This is a genomic window from Pseudomonas sp. Z18(2022), from assembly GCF_036346535.1.
GTDB classification, from domain to species: domain Bacteria; phylum Pseudomonadota; class Gammaproteobacteria; order Pseudomonadales; family Pseudomonadaceae; genus Aquipseudomonas; species Aquipseudomonas yamanorum_A.
Window position 1 is genome coordinate 327,258 of sequence record NZ_JAOTOA010000004.1, and the last position, 25,630, is coordinate 352,887.

Genomic DNA, 25,630 nt, shown 5'->3' on the forward strand with positions numbered 1-25,630 from the left:
TGTTGTAAGTGCTTCAGGACGGAACGGTGGGCACCGTGATGGTGCCCAAATAAATATAGAATGTGGAGACAACCCCCCATGCAAACCGACACAACTCGCGAGAACCCGCAAGGCTCCGTGCCGCAGGCCGCTGATTCGAACCTGGATCTGTCCGCCACCGCGCCCGGCCAACTGCGTGTGATCAAGCGTAACGGCACTGTCGTTCCTTACACCGATGACAAAATCACCGTCGCCATCACCAAAGCGTTTCTTGCAGTTGAAGGCGGCACCGCTGCTGCCTCGTCGCGCATCCACGACACTGTTGCGCGCCTGACCGAACAGGTCACCGCCACCTTCAAGCGTCGCATGCCATCGGGCGGCACCATCCACATCGAAGAAATCCAGGACCAGGTCGAACTGGCCCTGATGCGTGCCGGCGAGCAGAAAGTTGCCCGCGACTACGTGATCTACCGTGACTCGCGCGCCAAGGAACGTGCCGTACGCTCCCCGGCCGAAGAAGCTGCCGTACAAGCGCACCCGTCGATCCGCATCACCCTGGCCGACGGTACCTTTGCACCGCTGGACCTGGGCCGCCTGAACACCATCATCACCGAGGCCTGCGAAGGCCTGGAAGAAGTCGATGGTGACCTGATCCAGCGCGAAACCCTGAAGAACCTGTACGACGGCGTGGCCCTGACCGACGTCAACACCGCCCTGGTGATGACCGCCCGTACCCTGGTTGAACGTGAGCCGAACTACTCGTTCGTGACCGCGCGCCTGCTGATGGACACCCTGCGTGCCGAAGGCCTGGGCTTCCTGAACGTCGCCGACAGCGCCACTCACCACGAGATGGCCGACCTGTACGCCAAGGCCCTGCCGGCCTACATCGCCAAGGGTATCGAATTCGAATTGCTGAACCCGGTCCTGGCCACCTTCGACCTGGAAAAACTCGGCAAGGCGATCAACCACGAGCGCGACCAGCAGTTCACCTACCTGGGCCTGCAAACCCTGTACGACCGTTACTTCATCCACAAGGACGGTATCCGCTTCGAACTGCCGCAGGTGTTCTTCATGCGCGTGGCCATGGGCCTGGCGATCGAAGAGAAGCAGAAAGAAGACCGTGCCATCGAGTTCTACAACCTGTTGTCGTCCTTCGACTACATGTCGTCGACCCCGACCCTGTTCAACGCCGGTACCCTGCGTCCACAGCTGTCCAGCTGCTACCTGACCACCGTACCGGATGACCTGTCGGGCATCTACCACGCGATCCACGACAACGCCATGTTGTCCAAATTCGCCGGCGGCCTGGGTAACGACTGGACGCCGGTGCGTGCACTGGGTTCGTACATCAAGGGCACCAACGGCAAGTCCCAGGGCGTTGTACCGTTCCTGAAAGTAGTGAACGACACCGCCGTTGCAGTTAACCAGGGTGGCAAGCGCAAAGGCGCTGTGTGTGCCTACCTGGAAACCTGGCACATGGACATTGAAGAGTTCATCGAGCTGCGCAAGAACACCGGTGATGACCGTCGTCGTACCCACGACATGAACACCGCCAACTGGATCCCTGACCTGTTCATGAAGCGTGTCTTCGATGACGGCCCGTGGACCCTGTTCTCGCCATCCGAAGTACCGGACCTGCACGACCTGACCGGCAAGGCCTTCGAAGAGCGTTACGAGTACTACGAAGCCCTGTCCCAGTACCCGGGCAAGATCAAGCTGTTCAAGACCATCCAGGCCAAAGACCTGTGGCGCAAAATGCTCTCCATGCTGTTTGAAACCGGCCACCCATGGCTGACCTTCAAAGACCCGTGCAACCTGCGCAGCCCGCAGCAGCACGTGGGCGTGGTCCACAGCTCGAACCTGTGCACCGAGATCACCTTGAACACCAACAAGGACGAGATCGCCGTTTGCAACCTGGGCTCGATCAACCTGCCGAACCACATCGTCAACGGCAAGCTGGACACCGTAAAGCTTGCACGCACCGTGAACACCGCCGTTCGCATGCTCGATAACGTTATCGACATCAACTACTACTCGGTGCCACAAGCGCAGAACTCCAACTTCAAGCACCGTCCGGTTGGCCTGGGCATCATGGGCTTCCAGGACGCTTTGTACCTGCAGCACATTCCTTACGGTTCGGACGCTGCGGTCGAGTTCGCCGACAAGTCCATGGAAGCGGTCAGCTACTACGCGATCCAGGCTTCCTGCGACCTGGCCGACGAGCGCGGTGCCTACGAGACGTTCCAGGGTTCGCTGTGGTCCAAAGGCATCCTGCCGCTGGATTCGCAACAGATCCTGATCGAGCAACGTGGCCAGAAGTACATCGACGTTGACCTGAACGAATCCCTGGACTGGGCGCCGGTACGTGCCCGTGTGCAGAAAGGCATTCGTAACTCCAACATCATGGCCATCGCACCGACCGCCACCATCGCCAACATCACCGGCGTGTCGCAGTCGATCGAACCGACCTACCAGAACCTGTATGTGAAATCGAACCTGTCGGGCGAATTCACCGTGATCAACCCGTACCTGGTTCGCGACCTGAAAGCCCGCGGCCTGTGGGACTCGGTCATGATCAACGACCTGAAGTACTACGACGGTTCGGTGCAGCAGATCGAGCGCATCCCGCAAGAACTCAAAGAGCTCTACGCGACTGCCTTCGAAGTGGACACCAAGTGGATCGTCGACGCCGCCAGCCGTCGCCAGAAGTGGATCGACCAGGCTCAGTCGCTGAACCTGTACATCGCCGGCGCATCGGGCAAGAAACTCGACGTGACCTACCGCATGGCTTGGTACCGTGGCCTGAAAACCACTTACTACCTCCGTGCCCTGGCCGCCACCAGCACCGAGAAATCGACTATCAACACCGGTAAGCTGAACGCTGTTTCCAGCGGCGGCAACCACGGTGATGATTCGGTTCTCGCCGCACCTGCCGGTCCAGCGCCAGTGCCTAAAGCCTGCGCGATCGACGAGCCGGATTGCGAAGCTTGCCAGTAAGCTGAGCCCACCCTGAGCTTAACCACCCAGGGTTGAAAAACCCCCGATAGGCCCATGGCGTATCGGGGGTTTTCTTTTGCCTAGAACAACACGGTCGCCGTACCCGACTGAGGTACACCGCCGCGCCTGCCCCACAACTCGATCTGGCCATTGATCACGGCCATCGAATGGCCGTTGTATTCCACAGTCCCCACCTTGCTGCTTCTCAAGTCGGCATCAGTCGCCGGCCTGTAGCGCCCCTTAAGGCCCAAGCGATCCAGGCCTTCCCGCGCAAACTCGCCATTGTTAAGGCTGTTCATTGCAGCCATGAAACTGCCTCCGGCCGTACCGTCGTTATTTTCAATCTGCGCCCGCTTTGCGCTTGCCGCATACATAAAGTTGGCATCGGTCATCATGGCCGGATCATCACCCTTGAAACGAGCCTGCTTAGCGGCCTGCTGCAATTCGTTCTGCGACACGAACAGCTTGAATCCATCGCGCATGGTGACGTCGAAACCATTGCCGTTCTCCTTCACCTCCTTGAACACGTCTGTAGGCTTCTGGCCGTACTGCATCATGGCGGCCTTTATCGCTGATACCGTGATGCAATTGCCGTCCGGCCCCTGACTGAATCCGCTCCAGATATTGCCCGGCTGGTTTTTCTCGGTACTGGGCTTTTTCCCGGGATTGCTGTTGTCGGGCTTGTAGTTGAAATGGTTAGCCCCTTCGGTGGTGGGTTTGTTGCTCATCGACTCGCCGGGAGGAAAATCATTCCTGTCCACCCTGCCGCTGCCGCGACCGCCTGGCGATGGTGAAGGTGGCTGAGCAGGGGACGGCGGCGTGTCATCTGCGTCCGGGAACAACATCTTCAGCAGTTGCTTGAGAAACTCAAGCCACTGTCCGGAAGCCTCTTCAATCAGCTTATTGAGGATTTCCTTGAATTTCTCATCACCCATCTCCTTTCGCACTTCATTGAGCTTGTCTCGCAGGTCTTGAGCGGTCTGGCTCTTGGAAGTTTTCTCGGCGTCGTCCAGCTCCCTGAGCAGTTTTTTGACTGACTCTTCGTTAGATACATCATTATTTTTCAAATCGCCCGGCCGCTCCGACCGCGCCCCCAGACCTGAGTGACTCACCCCACCAATAGCACCGCCTGAAACCAACACTCGCGCCATGCCCTGCCCCCCCCATTAACGTCGCCCTTCTTGGCTTCGTGGGTGGCAAAACAGGCGTAGGGCGTTCCACCAAAAACATGTGCTCCAGTGAAAGCCTGGCCAATCGACAGGCAAAAAAAAGCCCCTCGACGAGGGGCTTTTCCAGTGTTGCGGGTTAAAGCGACAGCATCAGGTCATCTGAATGATGGTCTGCATGATGGTGCTTTGGGTGGAGATGGTCTTGGCGTTCGCCTGGTAGTTGCTCTGGGCCTTGATCAGGTCCACCAGCTCGTTGGTCAGGTTGACGTTGGAGTTCTCCAGGGAGTTGGCCACGATCGAACCCAGGGTGCCGACTTGCGGGGTATCAAAACCCGGCTGGCCCGACGCGAAGGTTTCTTTCCAGGTAGTACCGCCGGCTGGCTGCAGGCCCTGCTCGTTGTTGAAGCTGGCCAGGGAGATCTGGCCGATGGCCTTGCTCTGCTGGTTGCTGAAGGTGGCGAAGAGTACACCGCTGCCGTCGATTTTCAGCCCGGTGATCTGGCCGGTGGCGTAGCCATCAGTGGTCGGCGGGTTGCGGTAGGTAGCCGAGTTGTACTGGGTAATGTTCGCCATGTTGACGGCAATGCCCGTCGGGTTGGCTGCCGCGCCATTGGCCTTCCATACGCCATCGGTCACGGTACCCGGCACCCAACCGGCAATGGTCAGGGTTGTGCCAGACACACCACCGGTAACAATGCTCGAGAGCTTGCCGGAGGAGTCAAAGGTCAGTGTCGACGCAACGGGTGGAGTGGAAGGCGTGCCGGTAGGCGAGGAGCCGTCCGGGTTGCGACCGTCGATCAGCGTGTAGGATTTCCAGGTATTGTCGTCGGTCTTGACCAGGTACTGCACCATCGGGTGCGCGTTACCCTGAGTGTCATACAACGTGGTGCTGTACTGGGTGGTGAACGTGCTGGTATCGGTCGGATCGAACGGCTTGGCGGTCTGATCGATCTTGGTTTCCGAAGAGTTCAAGTTACTGGTGGAGTCAACCTTGGTGGACGCCTTCGGCGGCAGGTACGACAGGTTGAGTTGCAGGTCGGTCAAGCCACCCTTCTGGATGTTGCCGTCTGCATCCGCCGCGTAGCCTTGCAGGCGCGAGGTACCGGTATTGTTGGTGATGTAGCCGTCCTTGTCGGCACGGAAGGCACCGTTACGGGTGTATTCCAGAGAACCGTCGCTGCCCTTCTGCACGAAGAAGCCGCCGCCCTGGATCGCCATGTCCAGCGTGCCGCCGCTGTTGTTGACGTCACCCTGGGTGAATTGCTGGGACACTGCCGCCAGGTTCACACCGTTACCGATGCTGTTCTGGCCGGTGCCCAGCTTGGACGCCGCGTAGATATCCGAGAATTCCGCGCGGGACGACTTGAAGCCAGTGGTCGCGACGTTGGCGATGTTGTTGCCGGTCACGTCCAGTTGTTTGTTGGCCGCATAGAGACCGCTAAGGCCGATATTAAAAGACATTGTTCTCTCCTTTTGCCGTAGTTAGCCGGCTCTATGTACCGATAGTCTGAATTTGCGACAGCTTGATACTGCCCATGCCGCCTGCCAGGTTGAGCACCATTTCGGCGCCGTTTGTGCCCAGGGTCACGCTGGTCACCGTTGCTGGCAGCGAGGTGGCCAGGGCAACCGAGTCACCCGTGTCGCTCTTGGTGGTGGCATTGAAGGTGTAAGTACCGGCCGGTGCCGTTTCGCCCGCATCGTTCTTGCCGTCCCAGACGAAGCTGGAATTGCCGGCGCTCTGGGCGCCCATGTCGATGGTGCGAACCACGTTGCCGTCCTTGTCGGTGATCTTGACGGAGACGTTGCCCGTCGCCGCCGTCACCGCCACGGAGCCGGTCATGCTCTTGCTGGTATCAACCATGGCCTTGTCGGTTTGAGTGATCACCGAGCGACCCACCAGCGACGAAGCCTGCAGCGCCTGAGAGGAGCTGAAGTTGCCGGAAATCGCGTTCACCGTGTCATTCAGGTTGTTGATGCCTTCCAGGCTGCTGAACTGCGCCAGCTGTGCCACGAACGCGCCATTGTCCTGGGGCGACAGCGGGTCCTGGTTTTTCAGCTGGGTCACCAGCAATTGCAGGAACGCATCCTTGCCCATCGCCTGGTTGCCCGTCGCCGAGCTGACGGCGCTGTCAACACTGGTGTTATCTGTCGCCGTCTTGACCTTGGAATTGAAAAGGTCCTGGACCGCCGTGTTGGTCGAACTGGTATCAACAATGGCCATTATTTGGCGCCCCTTATCACTGACCCAGGGTCAGGACTTTCTGCATCATGGTTTTGGCGGTGTTCATCATTTCCGCGTTGGTCTGGAACGAGCGGCTGGCGGAAATCATGTCAGCCATTTCCTCGACCACATTGACGTTGGGGTAGTACACGTACCCTTTGGCGTCGGCGGCGGGGTGATTCGGCTCGTAACGGGCTTCGAGGTTGCTCTGGTCTTCGACTACACCGAGCACCTGCACGCCCTGGCCTGCGGCATCCTGGTTCTGGAACAGCGAATCGCCGCTGCCGCTCTGGCCGCCTTGGCCGCCCTGAAACATGGTGGCGAACACCGGGTGCCGGGCGCGATAGGTCTGGTCAATGCTCGAGGACACGGTCTCGGCGTTGGCGATGTTACTGGCGACGGTGTTGAGGCGCGTGGTCTGGGCGCTCATGCCACTACCGGCAATATTGAAAACACTGGCGAGGGACATGGCTTACTCTCCACGCAGGGCTGACATCAGCCCTTTGAATTTGCTGTTGAGCAGGGTGAAGCTGGCCTGGAAGTTCACCGAGTTCTCGGCGTAGGCCGATTGCTCCAGCTGGGCGTCCACGGTGTTCTGGTCGATCGACGGTTGCATCGGCGTGCGATACAGCAGTGACTCGTCACCATTGCCCAGGCCCTGCGCTTCGATATGACGGCTGTTGGTCATGTTCAAGGCGAAGGTGCCGTTCTTGGTCTTGTCTTGCTGGGCGGCGAGCACAGCAGAGAAGTCCAGGTCCCGAGCCTTGTAGTTCGGGGTGTCGGCGTTGGCAATGTTGTTGGCCAGGACTTCGGCACGCTGGGCGCGGAAGCCCAGGGCTTGTTCGTGGATACCGAGCGCTTTATCGAAGCTGATGCTCATGGCGGAAACCTTTAGGGGCTGACCTGCTTTTCGTAACAGGGTTATAGCAATCGGCATGCCAATTCTCTCGAGGCCCGTATTACAAGGGTTTGCGAGGAAATTGCCGGCGGCAATGCCAGAAAAGCGGCAAAGGGTTTCCGCGAAACGCCAGTAAAGCGGCAATGAAGGCTTGCCGCTTTGCGGCCATAAAAAAAGGGAGGCCTGTGCAGGCCTCCCTTTTTGCTCAAGCATTCATCACTTGGCCTGGTAGATGATCCCAGGGCTGCACTGCACCATCTGGTAATGATCCGGCAAACCGTTCAGTGCCTCGGAAGCGCCAAGGAACAGGTAACCGCCGCGCTTGAGGGTGCCATGGATGCGCAACAGAATGTCTTTCTTCACCTCGGCCGAGAAGTAGATCAGCACGTTGCGGCAAAACACCATGTCGAACTTGCCCAGGCTGGCGTAACTGTCCAGCAGGTTGAACGAGCGAAACTCCACCCGGCTCTTGATCGGCGCCTTCACCGCCCAACGCCCCGCACCCTTGGGATCGAAGAAGCGCTGCAAGCGCTCCTGGGACAACCCGCGCCCCAGCGCCAGGCTGTCGTATTCGCCGGTCTTGCAGTTGGTGAGCATGGTGCCGGACAAGTCAGTGGCAACGATTTGCGCCCCGGCCTTCAACTGGCCCATGTTGGTCCGCTCGAACTCGTCGATGGACATCGAAATCGAATACGGTTCCTGCCCCGACGAACAGGCCGCCGACCAGATACGCAGGCGCTGGCCCGGAGCGGCCTTGATCGCCTCCGGCAGTACCTTGTTCTTGAGCACTTCAAACGGATAGGTGTCACGAAACCATAAGGTTTCGTTGGTGGTCATGGCATCGACCACCATCTCCTTGAGCCCGCTGCGTGGCTGGCCCTGGATCCGCTGCACCAGTTCCCCGAGGGACTTGATGCCTTGCTGCTCCATCAGTTTGTTGAGACGGCTGGATACCAGGTACTGCTTGTTTTCACCGAGCAATATGCCACAGGCTTTTTCCAGGAAGACCCGGAACTGTTCGAAATCCAAATTACCCGTAGACAATGATACCGCCTCTTAAATCGTGTGACCGCCAGGGAAAAAGCCCCTAGCCGTGATCTGCTGCCTTGATCCGGTCGACTACCCGGGATGCCAGGTCATCAGGACGGAATTTGGCCAGGAAGTCATCGGCACCGACCTTCTTGACCATCGCCTGATTGAATACACCGGACAACGAAGTATGCAGGATGATATGTAGTTTTTGCATGCGTGGGTCGTTGCGTATCTCGGCCGTGAGGGTGTAGCCGTCCATTTCCGGCATCTCGATGTCGGAGATCATCATCAGGAATTCTTCTTCCGGCTTCTTGCCCTCATCCACCAGCTTGCGCAGGTAATCCAGGGCCTGGCGACCGTCATTGAGCGCCACCACTTCAACGCCGACCGTCTGCAGGCAACGGGACACCTGCTTGCGCGCCACCGAGGAGTCATCCACCGTCAGCACCCGCAGCGAGATCGCCTTGTGCGCGGTCTCGGCGTCTACTACGCCGACCGAAATCGCCTCCGAGGTCGGGGCCACTTCGGCGAGGATTTTCTCCACGTCGATGATTTCCACCAACTGGTTGTCGACCCGCGTCACGGCCGTGAGGTAGTGATCGCGGCCGGTGCCCTTGGGCGGCGGATGAATCTCTTCCCAGTTCATGTTGACGATGCGCTCTACCGAGCGCACCAGGAACCCCTGGGTCTTGGTGTTGTACTCGGTGATGATCACGAATGGACTTTCGCGGTCCTGCAAACCCGCCGAACCGGTGGCCATGGCCAGGTCAAGAATCGGGATGGTCGCGCCACGGATGTTGGCCACACCACACACCACGGGACTGGACTTGGGCATTATTGTCAGCTTGGGACACTGCAGCACTTCCCGAACCTTGAAGACGTTAATCCCGTAAAGCTGCTTGCCGTCCAGACGGAACAGCAGCAACTCCAGGCGATTCTGCCCCACCAGCTGTGTGCGCTGGTTTACTGAATCCATTACACCGGCCATGCCCAGACTCCTACGCTAAAACTTTAGGGGTACGACGCGTACCCAACACTAAACGGCACGAGCTTTGCTTTTTTATTGGCCATGGACATCAAAACGACAGTTTCCCGACGCCTCCGATCCCCACAGTACCGCAGATTGCTCTGCGTCTCGATGGCGTTGCTTGCCTTGGCGGCGGGCCAACCGGCCCGTGCCGATAACGTCACCTTGCCTGATCTGCTTATCGGCGTCACTCAAGGCTTTCTTGAGTTCACTGTAGAAGATTATCTGGCCACCACACAGACGCCCGGGCGCTATGAAATCCAGGTCAACCAACTGGATCCGCGCCTGCGCATGCCCATGTGCGACAGGGAATTGACGGCCTCCCTGGAAAGTCCGGCCCAACCCATCGGGCGCGTGACCGTGAAGGTGCGCTGTGAAGGCGCCTCGCCCTGGACGGTGTATGTGCCGGCCCAGGTCAAACTGTTCCGCGACGTAGTCGTAGTTACCCGGCCACTGAAACGCACTGGAATCATTGGTTATGAGGACGTTGCGATGCGTGAACGGGACATCAGCCTGATCACCCAGAGCTACCTCACGTCCGTCGACCAGGCGATCGGGCAGAAACTTACCCGACCAATGGTCACCGATCAGGTGATTACCCTGGTCAATCTTGAGCAGGCCCAGGTGGTGCGCAAAGGTGACCAGGTGGTGATTTCCGCCAGCAGCGGCGGCCTGAACGTAAAAATGCCGGGGGAAGCCTTGTCCAATGGCGGCATGAGTGAACAGATTCGCGTCAAGAACCTCAATTCCAACCGCGTGATCAAGGCCCGGGTGACTGCACCGGGGCAGGTTGAGGTGGCTTTATAGATCGCTGGCATAGGACGCCAGCTTTTCCTACACTGTGCCCACAGCAGCATCGTGCCTAGGTTTATTGTCAATCGAGCCTAAAGTTTGTCCGGGTATGGCCGAAAACATGGCAAGCGTCCAAATACCCAGAGGTTTTTTTAACATGGTCATCGATTTCAGTCGTTTGAATAACGCCCTGCCAACGCCCGGCTCTTCGCGCACCAGCGGTGCCAAAGACGGCGTTGAAGCCAAGTCCCAGCCTCTGCCTGCCAAGACAGAACAGGCCGGTGCCAGCCAAAGCGGGGAATCGGTACACCTGAGCAATGAGGCTCAACAGTTGCAGAAGGTCACTGACTCGCTGAGCGATCAGCCGGTTGTCAATAAAGCCCGCGTGGCCGAATTGAAGCAGGCGATTGCCGATGGCAGCTATAAGGTCGACAGCAACCGTGTAGCCAGCAAGCTGCTTAACTTCGAAGCCGAGCGCTAGGCAAAGGCCTGCGCCAGGCTTTTGGACGCTTAAACCCCAAGGCCAGCCATGCACGACGAAAACTTGCTACAACTGATCATTGAAGATTTGGCTCCCGCACAGCAGTTGCTGGAGTTACTTCGGGAAGAATCCCTGGCCCTGTTCGGCCGCGACATGCGCATGCTGGAAGAAATTCTGGCGCGCAAGCAATCGCTGATCGTCCTGCTGGAACAACACGGCAAGAAACGCAGCCAGATTCTCGTCAGCCTGGGCCTGCCTGCCGACCACAAAGGCCTGGAGCAACTCGCCAGCCACTCCACGGTCGGCGACCAGTTGCTGGCCCAGAGCAAAGAACTCAACCAGTTGCTGACCCTGTGCCAGGAGACCAATACCGTCAACGGCCAGGCGATCCAGCTTCAACAAGCCACGACCGCCAATCAGTTGCGTATCCTCCACGGCGGCGAGCCTCCGGCCCTCTACAACGCTCAAGGCTCCACCTCACGCCTGGCCAAGCCAAGCACCCGCAGCCAAGCCTGAAACCAGTTTGAGCGCGCCCTATCCAAGGCGCGCCACATACTGGCAAAATGACAGCACTTGCGTGTAGTCGTATTTTGTCTGGAGATGGAAGAACCGTGTTCAACACCCTTAACGCGGAAGATGCTCCGCAGCCACCCAAGGTACTCACCACGCCGCTGGAAATCGCGGGCACCTTGCGGATGCTGCAAGAGAGCCACGACCCGCTGATCATCACCTTCCACGAACGCAACCAGCGCTTTCAAAGCTACCTGGTCGAGGTCGACCGGGACAGCAAGTCGCTGGCCCTGGACGAAATGATCCCGCGTGACGGCGAACGCTACCTTGAGAATGGCGAAGCTTTCCGTATCGAAGGTTTTCACGATGGCGTGCGGGTGGCCTGGGAAAGCAACGGCACCCTGACCCTCGACGAAGCCGGCGGCCACCGCATTTACCGCGGCAGCATGCCCGACGAAGTGATCTACCATCAGCGCCGCAATGCATTCCGCGCCGCCCTGAAGCTGGCTCAACTGGTAGGCGTCGAGCTGGGTGGCGATAAACTCAAGGCGCCCATCAGCGGCAAGCTGCTGGATATTTCCGCCACCGGCTGCAAATTGCGCTTCGAAGGGGATATTTCCGAGCGCCTGCAACTGGGCCAGGTCTACGACCGTTTCATCGCGGCGCTGCCGTTTGGCAGCATGACCACGTCGGTGGAACTGCGTTACCTGCACTTTGAAGAAAGGATCAACACCACGTTCGCCGGCGTGCGCTTTCACAACATGAGCGGCCTGGTGCAGCGTCAGGTCGAGCGGTTTGTTTACCAACTGCAGCGTGAAGCGCGCCGGTTTGACAAGGACGACGATCTTTAAGCAGTAAAGGTCGCGACAAAAAAACGGGCAGTTCCTCAAGGGAACTGCCCGTTTTTGCTTTCAGGGGCGCGCCCTGCTCAGGTCATGGGGGTGATCATCCGGGTCGGGATGCTCCGGGGGTTCGGTGACCGGTGCCGGCTCATCCTCCACCGGCTCGGGACCTGCCTCGGGCCCAGGGTCTGGAACGGCGGTCTGCATCTGCTCCTGCACCACCTGCTCGTCCACACGTGGGTCGAGGCACGCCACCAGCGGCGAGCTGGACATGCTGTCGGGCATCGCCACGTGGTGCAGCGGTGCGTCGTCCACCTGATGCAGGTTGGTGACCGCCTTGGGCCGGATGCGCCAGACCAGGATCAACGCACACAGGCTGAAAAACGCATACAGCATGTGACTGCCAAACAGCTTCATCACCACACCGGCCAACAGCGGGCCGATACTGGCGCCAACACCGTAAGTGACCAGCAGCATGGCCGTGAGCGACACCCGGCGATCACCCTCGACGTGGTCGTTGGAAAACGCCACGGCCAACGGATACAGGCAGAACTGCACCAGGGAACACAGAAAGCCGGCAACAAACAGCACTTCCAGCGGCACCTGGCTCATGATCGCTAACGGCAACGCGGCCACCGCCAGGCACAGGGCGAAGCAGCGAATCAACAGCGCGCGGTCATAGCGGTCAGACAACCAGCCCAGCGGCCACTGCACCAGCAGCCCGGCAAAAATGCAGCTACCCATGAACAGACCGACCTGCTCGGTGGTCAGCCCCTGCTGGGACGCGTAGAGCGGCGCCAGACCATAGAACGAACCCACGATCAGCCCGGCGCCCAACACGGTACTGAGGGACTGCGGCACCCGCTTGATAAAGAAGCGCGGCTCCATCGGCGCCGGATGCAAGGGCGCCGGGTGAATGCGACGAGTCATCGCCACCGGCACCAGGCACAGCGCAAAACACAGCGCGACCAGCATCAGCAATTCAAGCCCCAACTGCGGGTGCATCACAAGGATCAACTGGCCCAACACGAGGCCCAGGTAGGAGGCGATCATATAACCGCTGAACACCACGCCCCGCTGCTTGGCGTCTGCCTGCTCGTTAAGCCAGCTCTCGATCACCATGTACTGGCACATCATGCCGAGGCCGACGATCATCCGCAGCACGATCCAGGCCGGCAGCCAATTGATCAGGCCATGCCCGAGCACGGCCGCGCCGACGATCCCGGCGCAGGTGGCATAGGCGCGGATATGCCCGACCCGGGCAATCAGGCGGTGACCGATCTTGCCCCCCAATACCAGGCCAAAATAGTTGGCAGCCATCAACGCACCGACCCACAGGCTGTCGACGTGGTCTGCCGCCAGGCGCAAGGCCAGGTAAGTACTGAGCAGGCCGGAGCCAATCAGCATCATCAGGGAAGCAAAATAAAGGGCTCGAAAAGATTTCCAGATCTGGCGCATCGGCGTTCCGAGCGGCTCCTTGCAGTGGGGGTTCAGGGCTACCGGAATGATAGTCCCGCGTCGTCAGGTCCGGACAGCCAAAACATGCGCTTGCCGGGGATTATTTTGCTCATGCCAATTGGCTACGTGTCAGACGCTCCGCAATGACCTGCGAGGTACACGATGCAGACGAATACTTGCGCCGCCCCGCTCTTGCCTCCCGTGTGAACCTGAAACGCCGGCAAGGTTCGGTTGGTGTTTGAAAAGACGGGTGCGCGCTGGGGCTCGGCCACAAAAAAGCCCCGCCAGATAAATCTGATCGGGGCTTTCTGACGTTTCGGCCGCGAGGCAGCAACGGTTATTTGGTGTCCCAGGGCCGGTTCGAACGGCCAACCTTCCCCTTAGGAGGGGGATGCTCTATCCAATTGAGCTACTGGGACTAATGACAGCCAACCGGCCATGGGCGCGGCGACGGACGGCGTGCATGTTAACGGCGCAGGTGAATTTTGTCATGTCGTCCGTGGGCTTTTTGAGTGTAGGCCTAAGCCCGTGACACCAGGTCGCATCTCACTCAATGATTGCGGGCAGTTCGCGACCATCGTGCAAAATGCACTCCCCCAAAATGCCATCATTGCAAATTGCAACATCGATGCAACTTTGACAGTATTTAACTATTTGATTTTAAAGGATTTATTATCAAATAAAGACTGGCACGACGCCTGCAATCCTTTATCCTACAAATACAGTCCGGCCCAGCCACCTGCGGAGAACATGCCCATGAACAGCGCACTTCTACTAGCCCTCAATACCGTTGCATTGGCTGCGCTGGTGATGTTCCATTTTCAATCCAGCACCTCTGATGACGCGGCGCAGGTCAGCCAGGCGATTCCCCATCACCTGCAGCAACGCCCGCAGCTGGCAGTCATGAAGCCGAACATGCAATCACCGCTGCAACTGACCCAGGGCACCCAAGCCGCCCCTTCGACTGAACACTGGGTTTTCTGAACCGCTTACCGGAGTATTCCATGACCAAGTCTGCCTGGCTGTTTCTGACACTGGCCCTGGCCACCGCCGGCCTCGGCCTGAACGTAGTGTCGCAAGACGCACAGACCGTCGCCTTCGTCGTCGCCGGCGTGTTTGGCAGCCTGTGGGTACTGGCAATCATCATTGGGCGCCGTATCAAATTCGATCCCGTACTGCGCTGAACCCCTCCGTTCGTCCCCCTCCCCAATAGCTGCCACGGCCTGGTTCACTCGTCTGAACAGCAGACCATATGTCGCTCCGACCTCGTAAATTGGCAATTCGCCACTAATCTTAAAGTTGAGGGCAAAAGGCCATATTGCTATAGGATGTGCGCCCGAAAAGCCTTTTGCGCCTCGGGCCCGCGGCCTTGACCCCCGTTTGGGTGCAACCGTAGGAAAGTTTTCCAACCAGTCCGCAAATTTTGAAATGAGTACTGGCATAAAGCCGGTAGCCGGTTCAATATTTGTCACAGAATTGACGCCAAGGAACTGGCAAATCTGAGGCATGATGCGGCCTCTTTGCAATTCAGGTTGAACATTTGGCAGCAAGTCTTGTCCTAACATGCATCTTGCGGCCAATTCCAAAAACCGCTCCCCTGAACTAACCGGTTAAATATATGCGCCCATTGAAACAGGCAATTTATTCCAGCCGTACGGCTGACAAGTTCGTCGTACGTCTGCCAGACGGAATGCGGGAACGCATTGCCGAGGTGGCTCGCAATCATCACCGCAGCATGAACTCCGAAATCATCGCACGCCTGGAACAAAGCCTGATTCAGGAAGGTGCGCTGGGCGACGAGCTGAGCATGCGCCTCGACAGCCCCGAGCTGTCACTGCACGAACGCGAACTGCTGCAGCGTTTTCGTCAGCTCTCCCACCGTCAGCAAAATGCTCTCGTCTCGCTTATCGCCCACGACGTTGAGGCAGCCGCAGAAGCCAACTGATTGGCAACCGAAAGCTGAAAGCCAGCCACGAGCTGGCTTTTTTTTGCCTGGGATTTGGGAAAGGGACATGGATCAAGGGGCTGACGCCCCTCGATCAGAGGAAAGGATCAAAGCAGGAAGATGGTTGCCAAGCCCAGGAAGATGAAGAAACCACCGCTGTCGGTCATCGCAGTGATCATCACGCTGGCACCCATGGCCGGGTCTCGCCCAAGGCGCACCAAGGTCATTGGAATCAGAACACCCATCAGGGCCGCCAGCAGCAGGTTAAGCGTCATGGCCGCGGTCATGACCACCCCGAGGGACCAGCTGCCATACAGCAGGTACGCCACGATACCAATGACGCCACCCCACACCAGGCCGTTGATCAGCGCGACCGCCAGCTCCTTGCGCATCAAACGCTTGCCATGCCCGGTACCCACCTGATCCAGCGCCATGGCGCGTACGATCATGGTGATGGTCTGGTTACCCGAGTTACCGCCAATCCCCGCCACAATCGGCATCAGTGCAGCCAAGGCCACCAGCTTCTCGATGGAGCCTTCAAACAGCCCAATGACCCGTGATGCAATAAACGCGGTGATCAGATTGACCGCCAGCCAGGCCCAGCGGTTACGCAGGGACTTCCAGACCGACGCAAAGATATCCTCTTCTTCTCGCAGACCGGCCATGTTGAGGACTTCGCTTTCGCTCTCCTCACGAATCAGGTCGACCATTTCATCGATGGTCAGGCGACCGATCAGCTTGCCGTTCTTGTCGACCACCGGGGCCGAGATCAAGTCATAACGCTCGAACGCCTGGGCGGCGTCGTAGGCGTCTTCGTCGGGATGGAAACTCACCGGGTCACTGGCCATGACGTCCGCGACTTTCTTCTCCGGGTCATTGACCAGCAGGCGCTTGATCGGCAGCACGCCCTTGAGAATGCCTTCGTAATCCACCACGAACAGTTTGTCGGTATGGCCTGGCAGCTCCTTGAGGCGGCGTAGGTAACGCAAAACCACTTCCAGGCTGACGTCTTCGCGGATGGTGACCATCTCGAAGTCCATCAACGCACCGACCTGCTCCTCGTCGTAGGACAGCGCCGAGCGCACACGCTCACGCTGCTGGCCGTCGAGGGTTTCCATCAGCTCATGGACGACATCACGCGGCAGCTCGGAAGCCAGGTCAGCGAGTTCGTCGGCATCCATGTCCTTGGCGGCAGCCAGGAGTTCATGATCGTCCATGTCGGCGATCAGGGTTTCACGGACCGAGTCGGATACTTCGAGGAGGATGTCGCCGTCGCGATCGGCCTTGACCAACTGCCACAGGGTCAGGCGGTCATCAAGCGGCAACGCTTCGAGGATGTAGGCGACGTCGGCGGAGTGCAGGTCATCGAGCTTGCGTTGCAGCTCGACGAGATTTTGCCGGTGAACCAGGTTCTCGACCCGGTCACGATTAGGGCCGTCCTGGCGGTGCGTCAGGTCTTCGACCACACGCTGGCGCTGCAGCAACTCGACGACTTGGGCCAGGCGATCCTGCAGGCTTTCTTGTGTTTTCTTTACTTCAACTTCGGTCATAGGCGAACTCCACTCCCAGCAGCGGGGCACGCCGGAAGGATCAATCAGTCAATTCATGATTGGTAGAACGGGGTACTGAGTAACTACTGGGTAAGTCCATGGAGGTGTTCCACAAGCCCCGGCGGGGCTGACGGGCGCAATGATACACCGGGCGGCCGCTTTTAACGTCAAAAAACTGGAAAGAACAAGCGCTTGCGACACAAAGCTGAGCATTGGCCGCACCTATGAACTGCGACGACGCAGCGCGAAAGGAAAACACATGGGCGAGAGAAAAAGTCGCCGCGGGAAATAAAAACCCCAGACGGCAAAAAGCCCGCACTAGGCGGGCTTTTTGTTGTTTGGTGCACTCGACAGGATTCGAACCTGTGACCGCTCGGTTCGTAGCCGAGTACTCTATCCAGCTGAGCTACGAGTGCAGATTGTGTTTTTAGACCAGATCACAACTGGTTGAAGCCAAGCTACCTGCATTGCTGCAACTAACTCTTAAATGGTGCACTCGACAGGATTCGAACCTGTGACCGCTCGGTTCGTAGCCGAGTACTCTATCCAGCTGAGCTACGAGTGCATTTGTTGCCGCGCATTATAGGCCGTTCAATCTCTATGTAAAGCTATTTTTTCGTTTAGTTTCAACAACTTAGCGAAAAAACCAGATTGCAACGTACTAAGCAAATAATGGCGGAGAACGGGGGATTCGAACCCCCGACACCCTTTTGAGGTGTACTCCCTTAGCAGGGGAGCGCCTTCGGCCACTCGGCCAGCTCTCCGCAACACGGGGCGTATATTAACCAGCTTCATCCCCGTTTGCAAACATAAAAAACGATAAAAATTAATGGCTTGGTTCTTCGTCCTTCTCTTTCTTGATCCGCAGGTAGATTTCCTCGCGGTGGACAGCCACCTCTTTCGGAGCGTTAACCCCGATACGCACTTGATTGCCTTTGACGCCGAGCACGGTCACGGTGATTTCGCCATCACCAATAATCAGGCTTTCTGCGCATCGACGAGTCAGAATCAGCATACCTTTCTCCTCACGCATTTCATTTCGGGAACAACAGTCTGCAAAAAAAAGGCATTCGACCTACAACCAAACGGCCGTAGCCCTACCCGCCTAAGTATTGTCGAGCACAGGTAAAAGAACAGGTCTTCACCACGCGCCCGACAAAAAAATGAAAGGCGCGGATAACCGCGCCTTCCTGGCAACGCTTCACTCGCCCTGTCGGGCCGGAGCGTCCAGCTCAAAAGCGGTATGCAATGCGCGTACAGCCAGTTCCAGGTACTTCTCTTCGATCACCACCGACACCTTGATTTCCGAGGTGGAGATCATCTGGATGTTGATGCTTTCCTTGGCCAGGGCTTCGAACATGCGACTGGCAACGCCGGCATGGGAACGCATGCCCACGCCCACGATCGACACCTTGGCAATCTTGGTATCGCCTACCACTTCGCGAGCGCCAATCTCGCTCGCCGTGTTCAGGAGCACCTTCTGCGCCGCATCGTACTCGTTGCGGTGCACGGTGAAGGTGAAATCGGTGGTGTTATCGTGCGCAACGTTCTGCACGATCATGTCGACTTCAATGTTTTCGCCGCTGATTGGCCCGAGAATCTTGAAGGCCACGCCCGGGGTGTCTGGCACGCCACGGATGGTCAGCTTGGCTTCATCGCGGTTAAAAGCGATGCCGGAAATGATCGGCTGTTCCATGGATTCCTCTTCATCAATAGTAATGAGGGTGCCCGGACCCTCCTTGAAGCTGTGCAGTACGCGCAGCGGAACGTTGTACTTGCCGGCAAACTCAACGGCACGGATCTGCAACACCTTGGAACCGAGGCTGGCCATTTCCAGCATCTCTTCGAAGGTGATCTTGTCCAGGCGCTGGGCCACGGACACAACCCGCGGGTCGGTGGTATAGACGCCGTCCACATCGGTGTAGATCTGGCATTCATCAGCCTTCAGGGCTGCTGCCAGGGCCACGCCGGTGGTATCGGAACCGCCACGACCGAGGGTAGTAATGTTGCCGTGCTCGTCGACACCCTGGAAACCAGCGACAACCACCACACGACCAGCCTTCAGGTCTGCGCGAATCTTCTGATCATCAATCTGCAGGATGCGGGCTTTAGTGTGCGCGCTATCCGTCAGAATGCGGACCTGATTGCCAGTGTAGGACACCGCCGGCACACCACGCTTGTTCAGCGCCATGGCCAGCAATGCGATGGTCACCTGCTCACCGGTGGAAATGATCACGTCCAGCTCACGGGGAACCGGTTGTTGATCGCCACTGATTTGCTTGGCCAGATCGATCAGGCGATTGGTCTCGCCGCTCATGGCCGACAGCACCACCACCAGGTCATCGCCGGCATCGCGGAATTTCTTAACCTTGTCGGCGACCTGCTCGATTCTTTCGACAGAGCCGACCGAGGTGCCTCCAAATTTCTGTACGATCAAAGCCATTTCTAAGCCGCCTCAGCCCGTAAAGGGGCGCCTATTATTCAATCAACCAGCACTGACCGAGCCCGCGACTAGACCACGGGCTCATTAACAGCGTCTTAAATACCTGCCTCGACAAACGGCACGGTCAGGGCCAGGGCCGCGTCCAGGGCACCGGCGTCTACACCACCGCCTTGCGCCATGTCCGGACGACCACCGCCCTTCCCGCCCACTGCCGCGGCGGCTTGTTTCATCAAATCACCGGCCTTGAGTTGGCCAGTCAGGTCCTTGGTTACACCGGCAACCAGAACGACCTTATCCTCATGGACACTGCCGAGCAGGATCACTGCGCGGCCGAGCTTGTTCTTCAACTGATCGACCAAGGCCAACAGCGCCTTGCCATCCTGACCGTCCAGGCGCACGGCCAGGACCTTCACGCCCTTGACGTCCAACGCGGAAGCCGACAGATCGTCGCCCGCTGCGCTGGCCGCCTTGGCCTGCAACTGCTCCAGTTGTTTCTCCAACTGACGGTTGCGCTCCAGTACGCCGGAAAGCTTGTCGATCAGGTTGTCGCGGCTGCCCTTGACCAGGCTGGCCGCTTCCTTGAGTTGTTCTTCAGCTGCATTGAGGTAGGCCAGGGCCGCGGCACCGGTGACCGCCTCAATACGACGCACGCCGGAAGCCACACCGCCTTCGCTGATGATTTTCAGCAGGCCGATGTCGCCGGTACGGCTGGCGTGGATACCGCCACACAGCTCCACCGAGAAGCTGCCGCCCATGCTCAACACGCGAACTTCGTCACCGTACTTCTCGCCGAACAACGCCATGGCGCCTTTTTGCTTGGCGGTCTCGATGTCGGTTTCTTCGGTTTCCACCGGGGTGTTCTTGCGAATCTCGGCGTTGACGATGTCTTCCAGGGCCTTCAACTGCTCAGGCTTGATCGCCTCGAAATGACTGAAGTCAAAGCGCAGGCGCTGGCTGTCCACCAACGAACCCTTCTGCTGCACATGCTCACCCAATACCTGACGCAACGCAGCGTGCAGCAGGTGAGTGGCCGAATGATTCAAAGCAGTTGCATGCCGTACGTCGGCATCTACCTGAGTGTCCACCGGCGCGCCGACAGTCAGGTTGCCCAGCACCAGCACGCCGTGATGCAGGAAAGCACCACCGGTCTTGGTGGTGTCGCGCACCTCAAAGCGGCCGGACGTCGAGCTCAGGAAACCACAGTCACCGACCTGGCCACCGGATTCGGCGTAGAACGGGGTCTGGTCGAGGACTACAACCGCCTCGTCACCTTCGTTCAGCACGTCGACCGACTTGCCGTCTTTATAGATAGCCACGATCTTGGCCGAGCCAACGGTGGCCTCATAACCAATGAACGAAGTCGCTACATCAACCTTTACCAGGGTGTTGTAGTCCAGGCCAAAGGAGCTGGCGGAACGGGCACGGACGCGCTGGGCTTCCATCTCACGCTCAAAGCCTGCTTCGTCGATGGTCAGCTCGCGTTCGCGGGCGATGTCGGCAGTCAGGTCCATCGGGAATCCGTAGGTGTCGTACAGCTTGAACACCACGTCGCCCGGCACCACGGTGCCTTTAAGCTCTGCCAGGTCCTGTTCCAGGATCTTCAGGCCGTGCTCCAGAGTCTTGGAGAACTGCTCTTCTTCCGCCTTGAGCACGCGCTCGATGTTGGCTTGCTGCTGCTTGAGTTCCGGGAAGGCATCGCCCATCTCGGCCACCAGCGCGGCAACGATCTTGTAGAAGAAGCTGCCGGTAGCGCCCAGCTTGTTACCGTGACGGCAGGCGCGACGGATGATGCGGCGCAGCACATAGCCACGGCCTTCGTTCGACGGCAGCACGCCGTCGGCGATCAGGAAGCCGCAGGAACGGATGTGGTCCGACACGACCTTGAGCGACGACTGATTGTCGTTGGCGCAGCCAATGGCCGCAGCCGAAGCGCTCAGCAGGTTGGTGAACAGGTCGATTTCGTAGTTGGAATGAACGTGCTGCATCACCGCACTGATCCGCTCCAGGCCCATGCCGGTGTCTACCGACGGCGCTGGCAACGGATGCAACACGCCGTCGGCGGTGCGGTTGAACTGCATGAACACGTTGTTCCAGATTTCGATGTAGCGGTCGCCGTCTTCTTCCGGCGAGCCCGGTGGGCCGCCCCAGATGTCGGCGCCGTGATCGTAGAAAATCTCGGTGCATGGGCCGCACGGGCCGGTATCGCCCATGGTCCAGAAGTTGTCGGAGGCGTAAGGCGCGCCCTTGTTGTCGCCGATGCGAATCATGCGCTCGACCGGCACACCGATCTGCTGGGTCCAGATGTCGTAGGCTTCGTCATCGGTGGCGTAGACGGTGACCCAGAGTTTTTCCTTCGGCAGCTTCAGCACGCCGGTCAGGAAGGTCCAGGCGAAGGTGATCGCATCTTTCTTGAAATAGTCGCCGAAGCTGAAGTTGCCCAGCATTTCGAAGAACGTGTGGTGGCGGGCGGTGTAACCCACGTTTTCCAGGTCACTGTTCTTGCCGCCGGCGCGTACGCACTTCTGGCTGCTGGTGGCGCGGGTGTAGGCGCGCTTTTCCTGGCCCAGGAAGCAGTCCTTGAACTGGTTCATCCCCGCGTTAGTGAACAGCAGGGTTGGGTCATTGCCTGGGATCAAGGAGCTGGAGGCGACACGGGTGTGACCTTGCTCTTCGAAGAAGCGAAGGAAGGCTTCACGGATTTCTGCGCTTTTCATTAGGTTCTTCCACGGAGGCTGCGGCCAAAGGCCAGTGCTAAACGTCATCAGACGGAGCGACGGCAAAGGGCCGCATTATATCGGCCCTTTGCCCGTGGTACAGCGTGTTTATGTGATAGAAACAGTCAATTAGACGGTCTGCACTGTCATTTTCGGGAAAACTCGACAAATGTCGCGAGCACTTGCTCGATCTGCGCCCGGCTGACATCCAGGTGAGTGACCATGCGCAGGCGCGGCGCGGCGCTCAACTTGATCCCACGCTCGGCGGCAAACACCTTCAAGGCCTGGGCCCGGTCACCGATATCGACGTAGACCATGTTGGTCTGCACCGGCTCCACCGTGTAACCCGCCTTGCGCAGTTCGTCCCCCAGCCAATGGGCGTTGGCGTGGTCCTCGGCCAGGCGCTGCACCTGGTGATCCAGGGCATACAGCCCTGCCGCCGCCAGCGAACCGGCCTGGCGCATGCCGCCACCGACCATCTTGCGCAAACGTCGCGCCTTGGCGATCAATGCCGTGGAGCCGCACAGCACCGAGCCGATCGGCGCGCCCAGGCCCTTGGACAGGCACACCGACACCGAATCAAAATGCTGGGCAATTTCCCGGGCATCTACCCCCAGTTTGACCGCCGCGTTGTAGAGCCGCGCGCCGTCCAGGTGCAAGGCCAGGTCGTGCTCACGGGTAAATGCTCGCGCGGCGGCCAGGTATTCCAACGGCAACACTTTGCCTTGCATGGTGTTTTCCAGCGCCAGCAAGCGGGTACGGGCGAAGTGGAAGTCGTCCGGCTTGATCGCCGCCAATACGTGCTCCAGGTTCAACGAACCATCGGCCTGCACTTCCAGCGGCTGAGGCTGGATCGAGCCGAGTACTGCCGCGCCGCCGCCTTCGTATTTGTAGGTGTGGGCCTGCTGGCCGACGATGTATTCCTCGCCTCGCTCGCAGTGCGCCATCAACGCCAGCAGGTTGCTCATGGTGCCGGTGGGCACGAACAAAGCGGCGGCAAACCCCAGGCGCTTGGCCAGTTCGGCCTCCAGGCGATTGACGCTCGGGTCTTCACCGTAGACGTCGTCGCCGCTGGCGGCAGTCGCCATCGCGTCGAGCATGCCGGGGGTCGGTTGGGTCACTGTGTCGCTGCGCAGGTCAATCACGGTCATCAAACTAGCCTCTAGCGGATTGGAGCATTCCTTGTGTTAACGATTACTGCGGGCAAACCCGCGGAATATCAAGCCCCGTGCTTGCACAATCGAATACCAACCAAACAAACCGATATAGGTTATCGATAAACCAACCGTGCAGTTTCTGAAAAACCATGATAAAAACTCTCCGCCGCCAGGGTTCTGGCGGCAACGTTCTCAGGGCGGGGTGTAATTCCCCACCGGCGGTAATTGCACGCAACGTGCATAGCCCGCGAGCGCTTGGCGCCTCGAACTGCCTCGGCAGGACGGCGACAAGGTCAGCAGACCCGGTGTGATCCCGGGGCCGACGGTCATAGTCCGGATGAAGAGAGAACGGGATTAGCACCTAAGGGCCGAACGCTGACGTCATGTTTGCATGAGCAGGCTGTCCGTACCCTTAAATCCCATTCGATTCATAACGCCCTGTTTTTTTCTTAAACAGGAGTCAGAACATGCAACCCACCGCAATCGACAGCAAAAGCAAAAACCACCACGGCGAGCGCGTCGCGTTTATCCAGGCCTGCTGGCACAAGGATATTGTCGACCAATCCCGCAAAGGCTTCCTCGCCGAAATGATCGCCCAGGGCTACCAGGAATCGGACATCGATTTCTTTGAAGTCGGCGGCGCCTTTGAAATGCCCCTGCACGCCAAGCTGCTGGCCAAGTCCGGCCGTTATGCCGGCATCGTCGCGGCCGCACTGGTGGTGGACGGTGGCATCTACCGTCACGAGTTCGTTGCCCAGTCGGTGGTCAGCGGCCTGATGCAGGTTCAGTTGGAAACCGAAGTGCCGGTGTTCTCGGTATCCCTGACCCCGCACCACTTCCACGCCGGCAGCGAGCACCACACATTCTTTTATGAGCACTTCGTGCACAAGGGCCAGGAAGCGGCACGTACCTGCGCCGACACCCTGCACAAGGTTCGCGCACTGCGCCGCAACGAACCACGGGCGGTAGCGGTTTAAGCAGCACTGCAAACCACTGTAGGAGCTGGCTTGCCTGCGATGGCATCACCTCGGTCTGTCAGGTGCACCGAGGTGATGCCATCGCAGGTAAGCCAGCTCCTACATTTTGACCGAGTCAGTCTCGGGATTCAGGCCAGGCCCGCATCCGTGGTCGGCACAATCAATATCCCCGCTCGCAAGCCATTCTTGACCTTCGGGTTCGGGAAGATGATGCGTGCGCCCTCCTCCTCGATCACCCAGCGGGTCTTGGCAATGTCCTCGGCCAGCAGATAACCCAGCTCCAACTCCGAAAAGTTTTCCACGTCGGCCGGCAAATGCAGGACGAAGGTGTCGCTGTGCTTGATGACTTCCCGGGAGACGCTGAACAGCTTCAGGCCATCAAGGCTCTCGGTGGCCGGCTCGTTGCCTTCGATGATCTGCTTGAGGCGGGTTTCCAGGCGGGACACGTCCACGCCCTGGTTCTGCCCGAACGGCCGGGCCTTGCCCAATTCCAGGGTGAAGGACTCGGCCTCCAGTTGCTCATAGGTAAACGCGGTAAAGGTGATGGAGGTCTTGTTCTGCAACAGCACCGCTTCCATGCCGGCGGCTCGCAGGCGCGCCAGTTCACGGCGTGAATGCTGGCGACCGTCCTTCCACGGGTACAGCGCGAACTGCTCGATCTTCGAGCCACGGATGGCGGTGTGCAGGTCGTAATGCAGGCGGCTACGCCCAGGCACGCTGAAGAACGTGCGGGCCAACTGTTCAAGCTCGGCGGCACGCATGGCTTCGGGGCCGATGTTTTGTTCGTGACGGCCGTTGAACAGCCGGTTGACGTCCAGTTCGAGATAACGCTCGCCGCGGCGCATGGCCTCGGGGTTACCGAACAGGAACAGAATACGGGTACGGGGCTTGATCTCCCCGCGGGCAATGCCCTGCAGCAAGCGGTCGGCCAATTCGATCGGCGCGGTTTCGTTGCCGTGGATGCCGGACGACAGCAGCACGTCGCAGCCGTTGTCCCGCGCTTCAGGAGGCCGCACTTCCAGCGCGCCCTCACTGAGCCAGCGCAGTTGCACGCCGTCGACAGTCAGTTGAATTTTTTGCGCCGGTTCGCGACCGGCGAGGGTCAGTTCAAGCAGTTTGCCGAGGGCGAGCATACGCAGCTTCCTTAGTGGTTGCAGCCTGGGCCGTGGACGTGATCGTCGTCATCACCTTCAACGTCGGCCGGTTCCATTTCCAGTTGCAGGCTCATCAGGTTGGTGGCCAATGGGCGCATCAGCAGGTTGGCGTATTCCGCGTCGCCTTCTTCCACGTCCACGCCGATCAGCAGTTGGCCGCGGCCGTCGTGCTGGATCCAGATCTCCTTGCCCTGCCAGACCACGGCGACGCGGGTGCAGGAAGTTTCCAGCTGGGTGCCGTCGGTGTCTTCAAGGATCAGTTTCAGGGTGTCGGTGGTCATAAA

The 25,630-nt window shown here is 59.0% G+C and carries 24 protein-coding genes, 4 tRNA genes and 1 riboswitch; of the genes, 9 read left to right on the forward strand and 19 right to left on the reverse strand.

Annotation, left to right across the window (positions count from 1 at the left end):
- The first annotated feature begins 78 nt into the window (after positions 1-78).
- Positions 79-2,976 (forward strand): ribonucleoside-diphosphate reductase subunit alpha, encoded by a 2,898-nt coding sequence (locus V3W39_RS12380; protein ID WP_177042930.1) that lies wholly within the window; start codon positions 79-81, stop codon positions 2,974-2,976.
- Positions 2,977-3,056: 80 nt separating this feature from the next.
- Here V3W39_RS12380 and V3W39_RS12385 read toward each other — a convergent pair whose 3' ends face one another.
- The 7 genes from V3W39_RS12385 to V3W39_RS12415 form a co-directional block, all read right to left on the reverse strand.
- Positions 3,057-4,127, reverse strand: a complete 1,071-nt coding sequence (locus V3W39_RS12385) for a hypothetical protein (protein WP_330212695.1) — start codon at positions 4,125-4,127, stop codon at positions 3,057-3,059.
- Between the two features lie 168 nt (positions 4,128-4,295).
- Complete coding sequence (flgE, locus tag V3W39_RS12390) at positions 4,296-5,606, reverse strand: flagellar hook protein FlgE (RefSeq protein WP_294739171.1); 1,311 nt, start codon at positions 5,604-5,606, stop codon at positions 4,296-4,298.
- 31 nt (positions 5,607-5,637) lie between these two features.
- The gene (flgD, locus tag V3W39_RS12395; protein ID WP_259196022.1) at positions 5,638-6,366 is read right to left on the reverse strand and encodes a flagellar hook assembly protein FlgD; all 729 of its coding nucleotides are present in this window, start codon (positions 6,364-6,366) and stop codon (positions 5,638-5,640) included.
- A gap of 16 nt (positions 6,367-6,382) precedes the next feature.
- Positions 6,383-6,835: a flagellar basal body rod protein FlgC gene (flgC, locus tag V3W39_RS12400; RefSeq protein ID WP_177042926.1), complete on the reverse strand. Its 453-nt coding sequence runs from the start codon at positions 6,833-6,835 to the stop codon at positions 6,383-6,385.
- Positions 6,836-6,838: 3 nt separating this feature from the next.
- Positions 6,839-7,246 (reverse strand): flagellar basal body rod protein FlgB, encoded by a 408-nt coding sequence (gene flgB / locus V3W39_RS12405; RefSeq protein WP_003214246.1) that lies wholly within the window; start codon positions 7,244-7,246, stop codon positions 6,839-6,841.
- Positions 7,247-7,480: 234 nt separating this feature from the next.
- Positions 7,481-8,308: a protein-glutamate O-methyltransferase CheR gene (cheR, locus tag V3W39_RS12410; RefSeq protein ID WP_177008427.1), complete on the reverse strand. Its 828-nt coding sequence runs from the start codon at positions 8,306-8,308 to the stop codon at positions 7,481-7,483.
- A gap of 43 nt (positions 8,309-8,351) precedes the next feature.
- Positions 8,352-9,284, reverse strand: coding sequence for a chemotaxis protein CheV (locus V3W39_RS12415; RefSeq protein WP_003214250.1), 933 nt, complete (start codon positions 9,282-9,284; stop codon positions 8,352-8,354).
- An 81-nt stretch (positions 9,285-9,365) separates the two neighbouring features.
- On the opposite strand from V3W39_RS12415, the gene flgA reads away from it, so the two are divergent.
- The 4 genes from flgA (at position 9,366) to V3W39_RS12435 (ending at position 11,957) form a co-directional block, all read left to right on the forward strand.
- Positions 9,366-10,130: a flagellar basal body P-ring formation chaperone FlgA gene (gene flgA, locus V3W39_RS12420; RefSeq protein WP_330212696.1), complete on the forward strand. Its 765-nt coding sequence runs from the start codon at positions 9,366-9,368 to the stop codon at positions 10,128-10,130.
- Between the two features lie 142 nt (positions 10,131-10,272).
- Complete coding sequence (gene flgM / locus V3W39_RS12425) at positions 10,273-10,596, forward strand: flagellar biosynthesis anti-sigma factor FlgM (protein WP_177042924.1); 324 nt, start codon at positions 10,273-10,275, stop codon at positions 10,594-10,596.
- Between the two features lie 48 nt (positions 10,597-10,644).
- Complete coding sequence (locus V3W39_RS12430) at positions 10,645-11,112, forward strand: flagella synthesis protein FlgN (RefSeq protein ID WP_177042923.1); 468 nt, start codon at positions 10,645-10,647, stop codon at positions 11,110-11,112.
- A gap of 95 nt (positions 11,113-11,207) precedes the next feature.
- Positions 11,208-11,957: a flagellar brake protein gene (locus tag V3W39_RS12435; RefSeq protein WP_177042922.1), complete on the forward strand. Its 750-nt coding sequence runs from the start codon at positions 11,208-11,210 to the stop codon at positions 11,955-11,957.
- Between the two features lie 60 nt (positions 11,958-12,017).
- Here the strand turns inward: V3W39_RS12435 and V3W39_RS12440 are convergent, their stop codons facing one another.
- Positions 12,018-13,406, reverse strand: a complete 1,389-nt coding sequence (locus V3W39_RS12440) for an MFS transporter (RefSeq protein ID WP_177042921.1) — start codon at positions 13,404-13,406, stop codon at positions 12,018-12,020.
- Positions 13,407-13,748: 342 nt separating this feature from the next.
- Positions 13,749-13,825: transfer RNA gene (locus V3W39_RS12445), tRNA-Arg, on the reverse strand.
- Positions 13,826-14,162: 337 nt separating this feature from the next.
- On the opposite strand from V3W39_RS12445, the gene V3W39_RS12450 reads away from it, so the two are divergent.
- The 3 genes from V3W39_RS12450 to V3W39_RS12460 all read left to right on the forward strand — a co-directional run bounded on the left by V3W39_RS12450 (position 14,163) and on the right by V3W39_RS12460 (position 15,351).
- Positions 14,163-14,390 (forward strand): hypothetical protein, encoded by a 228-nt coding sequence (locus tag V3W39_RS12450; protein WP_177043106.1) that lies wholly within the window; start codon positions 14,163-14,165, stop codon positions 14,388-14,390.
- 20 nt (positions 14,391-14,410) lie between these two features.
- Positions 14,411-14,590, forward strand: coding sequence for a PA3371 family protein (locus tag V3W39_RS12455; protein WP_330212697.1), 180 nt, complete (start codon positions 14,411-14,413; stop codon positions 14,588-14,590).
- A 434-nt stretch (positions 14,591-15,024) separates the two neighbouring features.
- Positions 15,025-15,351 carry an Arc family DNA-binding protein gene (locus V3W39_RS12460; RefSeq protein ID WP_003175643.1) on the forward strand — a complete coding sequence of 109 codons (327 nt, stop codon included), beginning with the start codon at positions 15,025-15,027 and terminating at the stop codon, positions 15,349-15,351.
- 107 nt (positions 15,352-15,458) lie between these two features.
- Here the strand turns inward: V3W39_RS12460 and mgtE are convergent, their stop codons facing one another.
- From mgtE to ltaE, 8 genes are all read right to left on the reverse strand, one after another.
- Entirely contained in the window at positions 15,459-16,901 is a 1,443-nt protein-coding gene (gene mgtE, locus V3W39_RS12465) for a magnesium transporter (RefSeq protein WP_177042907.1), read from the reverse strand.
- Between the two features lie 339 nt (positions 16,902-17,240).
- Positions 17,241-17,317: transfer RNA gene (locus tag V3W39_RS12470), tRNA-Arg, on the reverse strand.
- 72 nt (positions 17,318-17,389) lie between these two features.
- Positions 17,390-17,466: transfer RNA gene (locus V3W39_RS12475), tRNA-Arg, on the reverse strand.
- A gap of 108 nt (positions 17,467-17,574) precedes the next feature.
- Positions 17,575-17,665, reverse strand: a tRNA-Ser gene (locus V3W39_RS12480).
- A gap of 62 nt (positions 17,666-17,727) precedes the next feature.
- Positions 17,728-17,916, reverse strand: a complete 189-nt coding sequence (gene csrA, locus V3W39_RS12485; RefSeq protein ID WP_002554426.1) for a carbon storage regulator CsrA — start codon at positions 17,914-17,916, stop codon at positions 17,728-17,730.
- 186 nt (positions 17,917-18,102) lie between these two features.
- Complete coding sequence (locus tag V3W39_RS12490) at positions 18,103-19,344, reverse strand: aspartate kinase (RefSeq protein ID WP_010165647.1); 1,242 nt, start codon at positions 19,342-19,344, stop codon at positions 18,103-18,105.
- Positions 19,345-19,439: 95 nt separating this feature from the next.
- Positions 19,440-22,058, reverse strand: a complete 2,619-nt coding sequence (alaS, locus tag V3W39_RS12495) for an alanine--tRNA ligase (protein ID WP_177042906.1) — start codon at positions 22,056-22,058, stop codon at positions 19,440-19,442.
- Between the two features lie 146 nt (positions 22,059-22,204).
- Positions 22,205-23,209 carry a low-specificity L-threonine aldolase gene (ltaE, locus tag V3W39_RS12500; RefSeq protein ID WP_330212698.1) on the reverse strand — a complete coding sequence of 335 codons (1,005 nt, stop codon included), beginning with the start codon at positions 23,207-23,209 and terminating at the stop codon, positions 22,205-22,207.
- Positions 23,210-23,399: 190 nt separating this feature from the next.
- A riboswitch (FMN riboswitch) is annotated at positions 23,400-23,569 on the forward strand.
- A gap of 113 nt (positions 23,570-23,682) precedes the next feature.
- Here ltaE and V3W39_RS12505 point away from each other — a divergent pair.
- Positions 23,683-24,192, forward strand: coding sequence for a 6,7-dimethyl-8-ribityllumazine synthase (locus tag V3W39_RS12505; RefSeq protein WP_076015023.1), 510 nt, complete (start codon positions 23,683-23,685; stop codon positions 24,190-24,192).
- A gap of 128 nt (positions 24,193-24,320) precedes the next feature.
- Here V3W39_RS12505 and astE read toward each other — a convergent pair whose 3' ends face one another.
- Both astE and V3W39_RS12515 read right to left on the reverse strand, forming a co-directional pair.
- Positions 24,321-25,325: a succinylglutamate desuccinylase gene (gene astE / locus V3W39_RS12510; protein ID WP_177042904.1), complete on the reverse strand. Its 1,005-nt coding sequence runs from the start codon at positions 25,323-25,325 to the stop codon at positions 24,321-24,323.
- 11 nt (positions 25,326-25,336) lie between these two features.
- Positions 25,337-25,627 carry a hypothetical protein gene (locus V3W39_RS12515; RefSeq protein WP_003214319.1) on the reverse strand — a complete coding sequence of 97 codons (291 nt, stop codon included), beginning with the start codon at positions 25,625-25,627 and terminating at the stop codon, positions 25,337-25,339.
- Positions 25,628-25,630 lie beyond the last annotated feature (3 nt).

Bases quoted from the DNA above. Each gene is read 5' to 3' on its own strand.
- V3W39_RS12490 (WP_010165647.1), bottom strand. From the start codon at position 19,344: ATGGCTTTGATCGTACAGAAATTTGGAGGCACCTCGGTCGGCTCTGTC.
- V3W39_RS12380 (WP_177042930.1), top strand. From the start codon at position 79: ATGCAAACCGACACAACTCGCGAGAACCCGCAAGGCTCCGTGCCGCAG.
- V3W39_RS12450 (WP_177043106.1), top strand. From the start codon at position 14,163: ATGAACAGCGCACTTCTACTAGCCCTCAATACCGTTGCATTGGCTGCG.
- mgtE (WP_177042907.1), bottom strand. From the start codon at position 16,901: ATGACCGAAGTTGAAGTAAAGAAAACACAAGAAAGCCTGCAGGATCGC.
- ltaE (WP_330212698.1), bottom strand. From the start codon at position 23,209: ATGACCGTGATTGACCTGCGCAGCGACACAGTGACCCAACCGACCCCC.
- flgA (WP_330212696.1), top strand. From the start codon at position 9,366: ATGGACATCAAAACGACAGTTTCCCGACGCCTCCGATCCCCACAGTAC.
- V3W39_RS12385 (WP_330212695.1), bottom strand. From the start codon at position 4,127: ATGGCGCGAGTGTTGGTTTCAGGCGGTGCTATTGGTGGGGTGAGTCAC.
- V3W39_RS12440 (WP_177042921.1), bottom strand. From the start codon at position 13,406: ATGCGCCAGATCTGGAAATCTTTTCGAGCCCTTTATTTTGCTTCCCTG.
- astE (WP_177042904.1), bottom strand. From the start codon at position 25,325: ATGCTCGCCCTCGGCAAACTGCTTGAACTGACCCTCGCCGGTCGCGAA.
- flgC (WP_177042926.1), bottom strand. From the start codon at position 6,835: ATGTCCCTCGCCAGTGTTTTCAATATTGCCGGTAGTGGCATGAGCGCC.
- flgE (WP_294739171.1), bottom strand. From the start codon at position 5,606: ATGTCTTTTAATATCGGCCTTAGCGGTCTCTATGCGGCCAACAAACAA.
- V3W39_RS12515 (WP_003214319.1), bottom strand. From the start codon at position 25,627: ATGACCACCGACACCCTGAAACTGATCCTTGAAGACACCGACGGCACC.
- alaS (WP_177042906.1), bottom strand. From the start codon at position 22,058: ATGAAAAGCGCAGAAATCCGTGAAGCCTTCCTTCGCTTCTTCGAAGAG.
- V3W39_RS12415 (WP_003214250.1), bottom strand. From the start codon at position 9,284: ATGGCCGGTGTAATGGATTCAGTAAACCAGCGCACACAGCTGGTGGGG.
- flgD (WP_259196022.1), bottom strand. From the start codon at position 6,366: ATGGCCATTGTTGATACCAGTTCGACCAACACGGCGGTCCAGGACCTT.
- csrA (WP_002554426.1), bottom strand. From the start codon at position 17,916: ATGCTGATTCTGACTCGTCGATGCGCAGAAAGCCTGATTATTGGTGAT.
- flgB (WP_003214246.1), bottom strand. From the start codon at position 7,246: ATGAGCATCAGCTTCGATAAAGCGCTCGGTATCCACGAACAAGCCCTG.
- flgM (WP_177042924.1), top strand. From the start codon at position 10,273: ATGGTCATCGATTTCAGTCGTTTGAATAACGCCCTGCCAACGCCCGGC.
- V3W39_RS12460 (WP_003175643.1), top strand. From the start codon at position 15,025: ATGCGCCCATTGAAACAGGCAATTTATTCCAGCCGTACGGCTGACAAG.
- V3W39_RS12505 (WP_076015023.1), top strand. From the start codon at position 23,683: ATGCAACCCACCGCAATCGACAGCAAAAGCAAAAACCACCACGGCGAG.
- V3W39_RS12430 (WP_177042923.1), top strand. From the start codon at position 10,645: ATGCACGACGAAAACTTGCTACAACTGATCATTGAAGATTTGGCTCCC.
- V3W39_RS12455 (WP_330212697.1), top strand. From the start codon at position 14,411: ATGACCAAGTCTGCCTGGCTGTTTCTGACACTGGCCCTGGCCACCGCC.